Raw genomic sequence first — 11,559 nt, 5'->3', positions numbered from 1 at the left:
CGAGGGGTCCGTACGCGATGGATCTCCACCCCCTCATGAAGGAGTGAGTAGATGACAACCACCCTGTCCGAACGGGTGTCGCAGTCAGCCTTCGACGGCTACATGCTCCGGGTCGTCCTGCTGATGGACCTCCACGAGGGAACCCAGAAGCAGTTCTTCGAGGCGTACGAAAAGCTCCGCCACGACATCGCGTCGGTCCCGGGCCACATCAGCGACCAGCTGTGCCAGTCCTTCGAGAACCCCTCGCAGTGGCTGATCACCAGCGAGTGGGAGAGCGCGCCGCAGTACCTCGCATGGGTCAACAGCGAGCACCACGCCGAACAGGTCAAGCCGCTGGGCGCCTGCGCCCGCGCCATGCGCCCCCTCAAGTTCACCGTGCTGCGGGAGACCGGGCGCGGCTACGACCAGGCGGCCCGCCCGGCCAGGGCCCGGCTCCAGCCCGTTCCCCGGCTCGGCGCGGGCATCGTGCGCCACGCCCTCACCTTCACCGTCAAGCCGGGCAGCGAGAAGAAGGTCGCGGAACTCCTCTCCAGCTACGCCTCCCCGGCCGCCCGCGTCGACGAGCACACCCGGCTGCGCCGTACGACGCTCTTCATGCACGGCAACCGGGTCGTGCGCACCGTCGAGGTCGAGGGCGACCTGATGGCGGCCCTGCGGCACGTCTCGGAACAGCCCGAGGTGCGGGCGGTCGAAGAGGCCATCAACCCCTACCTGGAGAAAGACCGGAACCTCAACGACCCCGAGTCCGCCCGCCTCTTCTTCATGCGGGCAGCGCTCCCGGCCGTCCACCACATCGCCGCCGGGGAGACGGACGGGGACGCCGACGTCACCCGCCACGCGCTGTTCTACCCGGCCAAGCCCGGCTGCGGCCAGGCCCTGGCCCGCTTCCTCGCCCGCCAGGACGAGGAGGCCGCGCACCGGCCGGACAGCCCCGTACGGAGCAGCAGCATCTTCCAGCGCGACGACACCGTCGTCCGCCTCATCGACGTGCGCGGCCCGGTCCGGGCCGAGCCCGACACGATCCTCGGCGTCCGGGGTCCGCGCAAGGCGGCCGTGTTCGGCAGGCTGACGGACGAAGCCGGCGCGCGTGCGCACGCCGCGCAGCACACCATGGAACTGATCACCGACCGCCGCGCACCCGCGCAGTCCTGACGGCCGGTCCCCCACCCCAGCCCCGTCCAGGCTCTCCACACGCCAGGAGGAACCCGCTATGACCAGACAGCGCCCACGCATCGTCGACCTCAGCGAGACGCCGCCCAACCGGCGTCGCGGCGGCGACCTGAGGGCCGTGCTCACCCCGACCTCGGTGGGCTCCACCAGCGGCTTCATGGGTCTGGCGATCATGGCTCCGGGTGAGTCCATCGCCGAGCACTACCACCCGTACTCCGAGGAGTTCGTCTACGTGGTCAGCGGCCGCCTGGAGGTCGACCTCGACGGCGAGACCCACCCGCTGCGCACCGACCAGGGCCTGCTGGTCCCCCTCGACGTGCGCCACCGGTTCCGCAACACCGGGGACACCGAGGCCCGCATGGTCTTCCACCTCGGCCCGCTCGCCCCGCGCCCCGAACTGGGCCACGTGGACACCGAGGAGGCGCCGCACCCGCAGAGCACCGCCTGGGAGCAGCCCCCCGACCGTACGGGCGTGGTCTCGTGACGCCCCGCCGGGTCGCGGTCACCGGAGTCGGCGTCGTCGCGCCCGGCGGGATCGGCGCCTCCGCCTTCTGGGACCTGCTGTCCAACGGCCGCACGGCGACCCGCGGCATCACCCTCTTCGACCCGGCCGGCTTCCGCTCACGGATAGCCGCCGAGGTGGACTTCGACCCCGCCGCACACGGCCTCGACGAGAACGAGACGGCGCGGGCGGACCGCTACATCCAGTTCGCCCTGGTCGCCGCGCGCGAGGCCCTGCTCGACGCCGGACTCGACCTCACCACCGAGGAGGCCTGGCGCACCGGGGTCTCCCTGGGGACCGCAGTCGGCGGGACCACCCGCCTGGAGCACGACTACGTCGCCGTGAGCCAGTCCGGAGCCTGGTGGGACGTGGACCACAAGCTCGCCGGGCCGCACCTGCACCGGGCCTTCACTCCCGCCACCCTCGCCTCCGCCGTCGCGGAGCAGACGGGTGCGCGCGGCCCGGTGCAGACCGTCTCCACCGGGTGCACCTCCGGTCTCGACGCCGTCGGTTACGCCGTCCACTCCATCGCGGAGGGCCGGATGGACATCTGCATCGCCGGAGCCTCCGACTCACCCATATCGCCGATCACCGTGGCCTGCTTCGACGCCATCAAGGCGACCTCGCCGAACAACGACGACCCCGCCCACGCCTCCCGGCCGTTCGACGCCGACCGCGACGGGTTCGTCCTCGGCGAGGGCGGCGCCGTCCTCGTCCTCGAAGAGCTGGAACACGCCCGCGCCCGCGGAGCGAGCGTCTACTGCGAGATCGGCGGCTACGCCACCTTCGGCAACGCCCACCACATGACCGGGCTGACCGCCGAGGGACTGGAGATGGCCCGGGCCATCGAAACCGCCCTCGACCAGGCCCGGATCAGCGCCGACGACATCGACTACGTCAACGCGCACGGATCCGGCACCAAGCAGAACGACCGCCACGAGACGGCGGCGGTCAAGCGGGTCCTGGGCGACCACGCCTACAAGACGCCGATGACCTCCATCAAGTCCATGGTCGGCCACTCCCTCGGCGCCATCGGAGCGATCGAACTGGCGGCCTGCGTGCTCGCCATGACCCATCAGGTCGTACCGCCGACGGCGAACTACGAGACGCCCGACCCGGAATGCGACCTGGACTACGTGCCCCGCACCGCCCGCGGCCTCGCGCTGCGCAACGTGCTCTCGGTCGGCAGCGGCTTCGGCGGGTTCCAGTCCGCCGTCGTCATGACCCGGCCGAAGGAGGAGGTCTCGTGACCAGCCGTACGGTCATCACGGGGATCGGTGTCGTCGCGCCCAACGGTGTCGGCGCCGATGCCTTCTGGAAGGCGACCCAGTCCGGTCTCAGCGTGCTGGACCGCGTCACCCGGGCGGGGTGTGAGCACCTCCCGCTGCGGGTCGCGGGTGAGGTACGGGGCTTCGACCCCGGAGGCATGGTCGAGGACCGCTTCCTCGTCCAGACCGACCGCTTCACCCACCACGCCCTGGCCGCGGCGGACCTCGCCCTGGAGGACGCCCGGCTCGGCCGCGCCGACTACGAGAACGACCCGTTCTCGGTCGGCGTGGTCACGGCGGCCGGTTCCGGCGGCGGCGAGTTCGGCCAGCGCGAGCTGCAGCACCTCTGGGAACAGGGCCCCCGCTACGTCGGCCCCTACCAGTCCATCGCGTGGTTCTACGCCGCGAGCACCGGCCAGATCTCCATCCGGCGGGGCCTCAAGGGCCCGTGCGGGGTCGTCGCCAGTGACGAGGCGGGCGGGCTCGACGCCTTCGCGCACGCCGCCAGGGCCATCCGCCAGGGCAGCAGGGCGATGCTCGTCGGGGCGACGGAGGCGCCGCTCGCGCCGTACTCCATCGTCTGCCAGCTCCAGTACGAGGGCCTGAGCACCAGCGACGACCCCGAGCGCGCCTACCGGCCCTTCACGGACAAGGCCTGCGGTTACGTCCCCGCGGAGGGCGGCGCGATGTTCCTCGTCGAGGACGAGGAGACGGCGGCCCGCCGCGGCGCCACGGTCCGCGCCGTCCTCGCCGGCCACGGTGCCACCTTCACCGGGACACAGCGGCGGGACGAGCGCGGCGAAGGGCTCGCCCACGCCATCCGCGGCGCCCTGCGCGAAGCGGGCTGCGCCCCGCAGGAGATCGACGTGGTCTTCGCCGACGCCCTCGGGACGCCGGAGGCCGACGCGGCGGAAGCGGCCGCCATCGCCGACACCCTCGGCGCCCACGGGCGCCAGGTCCCGGTCACGGCGCCCAAGACCGGCACGGGCAGGGCGTACTGCGCGGCGCCCGCACTGGACACCGCCGCCGCGGTACTGGCCCTGGAGCACGGCGTGATCCCGCCGACCCCGAACGTCTTCGACGTGTGCCACGACCTGGAACTGGTGACGGGCGGCGCCCGCTCCGCGCGGCTGCGGACGGCGCTGGTGCTCAGCCGCGGGCGGATGGGCTCGAGCTCCGCGCTCGTGCTGCGCAAAGGCGCCTGAGCCCGAGTAGCCCCGCGCGACCCGCGCGGTAGGCCCGCAGGAAGGCCGCCCCGCAGGAACACAGACCACATGTCCGACCCACCGACCGACAACACCCTGATGACAGGAGCCTGAAATGGCAGGACACACCGAGAACGAGATCACCGTCAACGCACCCGTGGACGTCGTGTGGGAGATGACCAACGACCTCCCGGCCTGGCCGGACCTCTTCAGCGAGTACGCCTCGCTGGAGGTCCTGGAGCAGGAGGGCGACACCACCCGCTTCCGGCTCACCATGCACCCCGACGAGAACGGCAAGGTCTGGAGCTGGGTCTCGGAGCGGACCGTGGACCGCGAGAACCTGACGGTCCGGGCCCGGCGCGTGGAGACCGGTCCCTTCGCCCACATGGACATCGTGTGGCGTTACGCCGAGGTGCCGGGCGGCACCCGGATGAAGTGGACCCAGGACTTCGCGATGAAGCCGGACGCCCCGGTCGACGACGCCTGGATGACCGACAACATCAACCGCAACTCGCCGATCCAGATGGCCCTCATCCGGGACAAGATCGAGCAGCGCGAACGCGAGAACCGCGCCCCTGCGGTCAGCCGCCTCTGAGACGAAAGGCAGGCACCCCGGATGAACCCCACGCACCGCGCCCTCATCGTCGCCCGCATGGCGCCGGGATCGGCCCCGGACATCGCCGACCTCTTCGCCGGCTCGGACGCCGGCGCACTGCCGCACCTGGTCGGTGTCACGCGCCGGAGCCTCTTCCAGTTCGGCGACGTGTACCTGCACCTGATCGAGTCGGACCGGCCGCCCGGCCCCGCGATCGCGCAGGTCACCGACCACCCGGAGTTCCGGGACCTCAGCGAGAGGCTCACCGCCTACATCAGCCCGCACGATCCCGAGACCTGGCGCGGCCCGAAGGACGCGATGGCCCACGAGTTCTACCGCTGGGAGAATCCCGCCGCGAAGTGAACCGAGCGGCCCGGACGGGACCCGCACACGCCGTGTGCGGGTCCCGCCGCGTGCGGGGGCGGCCGTCCGGGCACCGGACTGATCATCATCGAGCACAGGGCGTGAGCTATGTTTGAGCGCGAGTGACATGAGTGAGGAGGCCCTGCGGTGTCATCGGGTCAGCAGGCACGCGCACAGGCGGCCGCGATCACGCCGAGCGGCCAGTCGTCGCCGTCGGAGACGGTCCGCCCCCCGGCCGACCGGCTCCTCGCGCTCTTCGACGGCCGCCGCCTGTCCCCGGGCCAGCGCCGGATCGCCCAGTACCTGATCGACCACCTCACCGAGGCCGCGTTCCTGTCGATCACTGAGCTCGCCGAGCGGGTCGGCGTGAGCCAGCCCTCCGTCACCCGCTTCGCCGCCTCCCTGGGCTTCAGCGGCTACCCGGCCCTGCGCGACGTCCTCCAGCCCATCGCGCTGAGCGCGGTCGCCGGCTCTCCGGACACCAGCGAGCAGATCCGCCGCAACGAACTCCAGGCGGCCGTCGACGCCGAAATCGAGAACCTGGAGAACGTGCGCCGGCTGCTGGCGGACACCAACCAGGTGCTGGACATCGGCCGCGAGCTGGCCGCGTCCGTGCCCCTGACCGTCCTCGGGCTGCGGATCTCGGTCTCCCTCGCCGAGTACTTCGCCTACGCGGCCCGCCGCATCCATCCCGACGTGCGCCTGGTCACCCGCGGCGGCAGCGTCGCCTTCGACGCGCTGCTCCAGTCCAAGGCGGCCGGCGGGACGTGGGTCCTGGCCTTCGCCATGCCGCGGCACGCCAGGGAGGCGCTGGCCGCCGTCCGGGCCGCTCGCAGCACGGGTCTGCGCGTCGTCCTGATCACCGACCCCACGCTGGGCCCGCTCGTGGACGAGGCGGACGTGACCCTGACGGCCGGGACCGGCTCGCGCCTGGTGTTCGACTCCTACGCGGCGCCCGGCATGCTCTCGGCCGCCCTGCTCCAGGCCATGGCCGACGCCGACCCCGAGCGCACCCAGGCGCGCCTGGAGGACTACGAGCACGTAGCCGATCAGCACGGTTTCTTTCTGTAACTCCGCCACCCCGTCATAGCCCCTCTGACCAGGGGGATATTCAGCGCGGGGGGCGCATGAAATTTTTCATGCGCTTGCGTACTCGACGGTATATATGTTTACTGACGACGGCGCTCCGGATCCACCAGATGCCAAGGAGGGCGACCCCACGTCCTCCCGAACGCACATGCGGCACGACGACCTCCTCACGTCGCGACCGCGTGTCGCCTCCAGGCTTTCGGATCCCGCCGGGCGCCCCGGCGGCCTCGGTCAACCCCTGGGCCGAGGCCGCCCCAGAAACGTCTCGATCAGAGTTCGACACCACTCGGAAGTGACGAGAATGCCCCAGACCGCCACGATCACGCGCAGCCCGGACTGGCCCCTCCAGGTCAAGGCCCCCGGGACCCACGACTGGGAGCGCACCGCCACGCGCTGGCTGCGTGACCTGCTTCCGGCCCGCTACGGCGGCTACCTCACGCTCACCCGCCACCACACGCTCCTGGCCCGGCACGTCCAGCTCCAGTTGCAGCACGAGATGCGCGCGGTCCGCGTGGCCCTGCAGACCAGCCGGGCCGAGCTGCCCACGCTGGGCGTCGCCGAGTCGGTCATCGAGAACACGATCAGGATGTACGCCGTGGAGCTCGAACAGCTGGGGCGCCTGGCCCGGGGCGCGCGACTGGTCTGCGACGCGCTCCTCGTGGGCACCGCGGCCCAGCGCCGGCGCTGAGCGGCCCGCGCCCGTCGGGGCGCGCTTCCACGCGCCCGCGAGGCGCGTGACCCGCCGCCGCCCGGCTTTGGGGAGCCGGGCGGCGGGGGGAGGCTACGGCTTGGGCAGCGTGCAGCCGGGACGGTTCAGGTCGATCGTGTTGCCGGGGGCTATGCAGGGGACGATGATGTACGTCTCCTGTGCGTAGTTGATGCCCTGACGGACCGTCACGTTGCCGTTCTGGTCGACCTCGCACGGGTTGTTGTCCGTGCAGCGGCCGCCGTCCTCGTTGCCCGTGTTGTTGACGGCGACGACCTTGCCGGTCGCCGTGTCGATCACCGGGGAGCCGGAGGTGCCGCCGATGGTGTTGCAGGACGGCGTGTAGCGCACGGAGTCCTTCCAGGTCCAGGCGCCCTCCTTGAGGCGGTAGGCGAAGCCGTCCACATTGCAGCTGTAGGTCCGCTTCCAGTAGCCGGAGACGACCTTGATGGCCGAACCCTGCGCCGGACGGCTGTCGTTGAGGGTGAGGGCGCTGATGCCGTACTGGCTCTGGATCTGGGCGTAGGTCTTGGTCAGCTGGTAGACCGAGACGTCGGTGTCGGTCATCGTCGCGTAGGCGATCTTGCTGGCCCGCAGCGTGGCGACCTTCGAGCCGGACGCGTTGAGCAGTGAGAACGATCGGGTGGACGGCTGGTCCTTGATGACTTCGCCGGCCGCCGGGAAGCCGGTCTCCAGACAGTGCCCGTTGGACAGCACGAGTGCGGGGTCGCCGGGCTGGGAGCCGGGCGCGCGGACGACGGAGCCCGAGCAGTTGCTGAGCGCGACGGTTCCCGCGTAGGTGACGGCGACGGCCGGTGAGGCCACGGCCGGGGCGCCCGCCGCTCCCACGAGGAGCAGGGAGAATAAGGCGCCGGCGAGAGGCTTGTTCATGTGGGGGTTCCCCTCTGAGGACAATGCGACCGAAGATCCTTCGGTTGTCATGCGCATTGTTAAGACCTGGAGCCCAACCCGCAAGAGGGCGTGGGCAGTCGGGCCCGGGAGGGGCGCGGACGCGCCGGCCGGCTCCGGGCGGCGCCGGTAACGGGCCGGTGACTTCGGCATCACCCTTCCGCAAGGGTGTTCCTCAGCGGCGGCTTTGCCTCCTACGGTCTGTGCAGCACAGTTCCGGACCAGGAGGCAGCGTGGAGCGCGAGATCGACATCGACCAGCTGGTGGCGGCGATGAAGGCGGTCGACGAGGCGGGCCTGCTCTTCGAAGAGGCCCTCGCCGTGTACGAGGCACGCGGCCCGAGGCGCACGGGCGACGACTTCACGGTGGCGGGCGGCTCCGTGCAGACCCTCCAGGGCGCGGAGGAGATGGTCCTCGGGGCCCGCAGGCTCCTCGCCGAACTCGCTCTGATCACCGGATACACGACCGCCGGTCTCGACGAGCGCGTCGGCGGCCGGGCGGTGGCCGCCCGGAAGGGTTTCGCGGGGCTGGCGGGCGGCGGCTCCCGCATGGGCCGCCCGCTGCTCGAACCGACCCTGCGCGGGCTGCGACTGCTGCTGGCCGTGGACCTCTTCGACCCGGAGTTCAGGGCGGAGATCGAGGCGGTCGTCCGGGCCGAGAAGGCGACGTACCCCGAGGCCATGCCGCTCCGCGTCCCGCGTCCGGTCGCCGGCCGCCCCTCGTAGCGCTTCCCGCGGCGGGCAACCGTGCCGGCCGGTCGTGCACGGGCAGCCGTCCGGGCGGCGGACGACTTCCGTCCGCCGCCCCGGCCCCCGGCCGCCGGTCGGCCCCTCCCCGCCACCGTCCGGCGCGGGCGGCCGGGACCGCTCGTCCCTTACGGGCGGCATCTCGCTCCATGCAGAAGCACGGGCGGCAGTGGCAGGAGTGCCGGCGCTGCGATGTCAGCGGTGCGCATCCGGCGGGGTGAATGCGTAGGTCCGGACCGGGTCGAGGTGGAGTTCCCAGGGTCCGGAGCAATCCGCGGCGAGCGTGGCGATGCGGGCTCCGCAGGGGCAGGCTCGGTTCGGTCCTTCGGTTCCGTCCGGGCCGCAGCATCCAGTGCTGTTCTCCCAGCAGGGCAGAGGCTGCAGGACGGAGCCGTCGTCGGGGTGAAGAACGATCGTGTCGCGGGCGCCGGCCGAGATGACGAAGCCGTCGAGGGTGGCCCTGAGGAGCCCGCGGGGCTGGGACGGTACGGGGTTGTCCTGATCTTCCTGCGGGACGAACGGTGCTCCCCACGGCTCGGGTTCGATTGCGTAGTAGCCCTGGGGAACCGTAGGCGGGGCCTGGCGTGCACCTTCGGGCCGGGCAACGTCGATGCCGGGGACGGCAGGAACGGTGGGCAGCGCTGTCAAGTCCGGTGTGAGTGCGTTGCCGCACCTGGAGCAGTGGAAGACCGTCATGGGTTCCGTTCCGGCTGTGGATCGTTGCGTTCTGCGTCCCATCTTCCTCGATCGGATCCGGCGGCGGCGTCATGCCGGGTGGATCAGGCGGCTTTCGTAGGCGAAGACCACGGCCTGTATCCGGTCGCGGAGTTCGAGCTTTTGCAGGATCCGCCCCAGATGGGACTTCACGGTCGCCTCCGCGAGGTGCAGGCCGGCTGCGATCTCGGCGTTGGACAGGCCGCAGCCCACCTGGATGAGCACCTCGCGCTCACGGGCGCTGAGCCGGCTCAGCCGCTCGTCGCGCTCGGCGCTGCGGCCGCCGGGGATGTGCGGGCGGAGGTTGTCCAGCAGGCGGCGGGTGATCCGTGGGGAGACCACCGCGTCGCCCGCGGCCACGCTGCGTATCGCGGTGAGCAGTTCCTCGGGCCTGGTGTTTTTCGGCAGGAAGCCCGAGGCTCCGGCGTTGAGTCCGGCGAAGGCGTATTCATCCAGGTCGAAGGTGGTGAGGATCAGCACTCGGCTCTGCGGGGAGATCCGGACGACCTGCCGGGTCGCCTCGATCCCGTCGGTCCCGGGCATCCGGACGTCCATGAGGACGACGTCGGGGCGCAACTCCCGGGCGAGGCGTATGGCCTGGACGCCGTCCGCGGCTTCGCCGACCGGCGCCATGTCGGGCTGGGCCTCCAGGACCGTGCCGAAGGCCATGCGGAGCAGCGCTTCGTCGTCGGCGATCAGGATGCGGATCGTCATGCGCAGGCCCCTTCGCCGCTGCCGAGGAAGAGGCGGGTGTGGACTCCCCAGCCGCCGCCCGGAAGCGGTCCGGCCCGCAACTTCCCCCCGTAGACGGCCGAGCGCTCGCGCATGCCGGGGATGCCGTGGCCGGATGGTGTGGCGCCGGGCAGCGGCGGGCAGGGGCCGTTGTCGGTGACGTCCACCGTGACGGTCTCGGCTGCGCACTGTATGCGGACCTCCGCGTGTGTGCCGGCGGGCGTGTGCTTGAGGGTGTTGGTCAAGGCTTCCTGTACCAGGCGGTAGACGGTCAGTTGTGCGGTGGCGGGTATGTGGGTGTGGCCGCCCCGGACCTCGACGCGGGTCGCCAGCCCGGCGGCGCACATCTGGTCGGCGAGACTCTCCACTTGCGCGATGCCGGGCAACGGGTGGCGCTCCGCGTCCGGTTCGCCGGTCCGCAGGATGCCGAGCGAGCGCCGCATGTCGGTCAGGGCCTGCCGGCCCGTCTCGGAGATCTGGAGCATCGCGGTGGTGGCCTTGTCGGGCGACCGGCGCTGTGCGTAGACGGCGGCGTCGGTGAGCGCGACCATCACGGACAGGTTGTGGGTGACGATGTCGTGCATCTCCCGGGTGATGCGCGTCCTCTCCTCGGCGACGGCCAGTCGCGCCTGCTGGTCCTGTTGTTGCTCCAGGCGTGCGGCCCGCTCCTCCAGGGCCGCGAGGTAGGCCCGCGTGGTCCGCACATTCACACCGAGGACGGCGGCGGCGACGACCATCGCGGTCACCGCGACGAAGGGGGTCAGGAACGCGCCTTCCGTCGCCCAGCGCAGGCAGGCCAGCAGGGCCCCGCCCTCCACGACGGCACCGGCGAGGAGCGCGGCGCGCCGGCCCGCGTTCGCGGCCGCCGTGTAGAGGGCCACCAGCAAGGCGATGTCCGCCGGCAGCTGGACGTCCATCAGCCACTGGACGAAGGCCGCGGCTGCCACGGCCCCGAACACCGTGAGCGGGGCCCGGCGCCGCCACACCAGCGGCAGCGCGAGGGCGGCGCTGAGGGTGACGGCAACCGGGAGCTCTCGCGGCGGGCGCGTGGTCACGATGTTGAGCAGGAGCAGCGCCGGCAACAGCGAGTCCCACACCGTGGGCGGCAGCCGCAGGCCCCAGCGCCGGGCGGCTCGCACCAGTCGCGCCCCTCGCGAGGAGGCCAGGTCGGCGTACCTCGTCAGCCGTACGGCTGTCCTCGTCCGTCGCACGCGGTCCCGGTGGCGCACCGGGTGGGCGTTGCCGGGCTCTGCGGCCGCCTCGGTCATCACACGTTCCTGCCGATTCGGCTTCATGGCGGCCCCGGGCCGGGACCGCCACCGCGTACAGCCGGAGCCGGGTCGGTACGAGCAGCCCGCACCCCGCACCCCGCACCCCGCGCTCCACGGCGTACCGCGGCCCTGTCACGGTAGGCCGCGGGCCCGCTCGGCACATGAGACCACCGGCTGATGGCGCCGCGCCGGCGTACGACCGCAGGAGGAGTCCCGGCACCTTCCGCGGTCGCAAAGCGTCTGTTCACCCGGCGCGCTCGATTGCGACTCCGGTGGCACCGGCGGGATG

General features: G+C 71.9%; 13 protein-coding genes. 9 read left to right on the top strand and 4 right to left on the bottom strand.

The genetic code is table 11. The features are described 5' to 3' along the window. Positions 1-51: 51 nt before the first annotated feature. From AMK16_RS21420 to AMK16_RS21385, 8 genes are all read left to right on the top strand, one after another. Complete coding sequence (locus tag AMK16_RS21420; protein ID WP_073918216.1) at positions 52-1,152, top strand: SchA/CurD-like domain-containing protein; 1,101 nt, start codon at positions 52-54, stop codon at positions 1,150-1,152. A 58-nt stretch (positions 1,153-1,210) separates the two neighbouring features. Then, entirely contained in the window at positions 1,211-1,654 is a 444-nt protein-coding gene (locus AMK16_RS21415; protein WP_073918214.1) for a cupin domain-containing protein, read from the top strand. Further along, positions 1,651-2,922 (top strand): beta-ketoacyl-[acyl-carrier-protein] synthase family protein, encoded by a 1,272-nt coding sequence (locus tag AMK16_RS21410; protein WP_073918212.1) that lies wholly within the window; start codon positions 1,651-1,653, stop codon positions 2,920-2,922. The genes AMK16_RS21415 and AMK16_RS21410 overlap by 4 nt, the downstream gene beginning before the upstream one ends. After that, positions 2,919-4,145, top strand: coding sequence for a beta-ketoacyl synthase N-terminal-like domain-containing protein (locus tag AMK16_RS21405; protein WP_073918210.1), 1,227 nt, complete (start codon positions 2,919-2,921; stop codon positions 4,143-4,145). Before AMK16_RS21410 ends, AMK16_RS21405 begins: the two co-directional genes overlap by 4 nt. A gap of 115 nt (positions 4,146-4,260) precedes the next feature. Continuing rightward, a complete protein-coding gene (locus tag AMK16_RS21400) occupies positions 4,261-4,740 on the top strand; it encodes an SRPBCC family protein (RefSeq protein WP_073918208.1) in 480 nt (159 codons plus the stop codon). A 21-nt stretch (positions 4,741-4,761) separates the two neighbouring features. Next, positions 4,762-5,103: a TcmI family type II polyketide cyclase gene (locus AMK16_RS21395; protein ID WP_073918206.1), complete on the top strand. Its 342-nt coding sequence runs from the start codon at positions 4,762-4,764 to the stop codon at positions 5,101-5,103. 147 nt (positions 5,104-5,250) lie between these two features. Next, the gene (locus AMK16_RS21390; RefSeq protein WP_073918204.1) at positions 5,251-6,174 is read left to right on the top strand and encodes a MurR/RpiR family transcriptional regulator; all 924 of its coding nucleotides are present in this window, start codon (positions 5,251-5,253) and stop codon (positions 6,172-6,174) included. Positions 6,175-6,493: 319 nt separating this feature from the next. After that, positions 6,494-6,880 carry a hypothetical protein gene (locus tag AMK16_RS21385; RefSeq protein ID WP_073918202.1) on the top strand — a complete coding sequence of 129 codons (387 nt, stop codon included), beginning with the start codon at positions 6,494-6,496 and terminating at the stop codon, positions 6,878-6,880. Positions 6,881-6,973: 93 nt separating this feature from the next. Here the strand turns inward: AMK16_RS21385 and AMK16_RS21380 are convergent, their stop codons facing one another. Then, positions 6,974-7,789 (bottom strand): S1 family peptidase, encoded by an 816-nt coding sequence (locus tag AMK16_RS21380; RefSeq protein ID WP_073918200.1) that lies wholly within the window; start codon positions 7,787-7,789, stop codon positions 6,974-6,976. Between the two features lie 251 nt (positions 7,790-8,040). On the opposite strand from AMK16_RS21380, the gene AMK16_RS21375 reads away from it, so the two are divergent. Further along, a complete protein-coding gene (locus AMK16_RS21375) occupies positions 8,041-8,532 on the top strand; it encodes a hypothetical protein (RefSeq protein WP_073918198.1) in 492 nt (163 codons plus the stop codon). 216 nt (positions 8,533-8,748) lie between these two features. Here the strand turns inward: AMK16_RS21375 and AMK16_RS21370 are convergent, their stop codons facing one another. The 3 genes from AMK16_RS21370 to AMK16_RS21360 form a co-directional block, all read right to left on the bottom strand. Beyond that, positions 8,749-9,201 carry a hypothetical protein gene (locus AMK16_RS21370; RefSeq protein ID WP_242438830.1) on the bottom strand — a complete coding sequence of 151 codons (453 nt, stop codon included), beginning with the start codon at positions 9,199-9,201 and terminating at the stop codon, positions 8,749-8,751. A 117-nt stretch (positions 9,202-9,318) separates the two neighbouring features. Continuing rightward, positions 9,319-9,981, bottom strand: coding sequence for a response regulator (locus AMK16_RS21365; RefSeq protein WP_073918194.1), 663 nt, complete (start codon positions 9,979-9,981; stop codon positions 9,319-9,321). Continuing rightward, complete coding sequence (locus AMK16_RS21360; protein WP_242438829.1) at positions 9,978-11,267, bottom strand: sensor histidine kinase; 1,290 nt, start codon at positions 11,265-11,267, stop codon at positions 9,978-9,980. Before AMK16_RS21360 ends, AMK16_RS21365 begins: the two co-directional genes overlap by 4 nt. Positions 11,268-11,559: the final 292 nt, after the last annotated feature.

It is taken from the genome of Streptomyces sp. CB00455 (assembly GCF_001905445.1).
Classification (GTDB): Bacteria; Actinomycetota; Actinomycetes; order Streptomycetales; family Streptomycetaceae; genus Streptomyces.
This window is presented reverse-complemented; position numbering and strand designations above follow the sequence as displayed.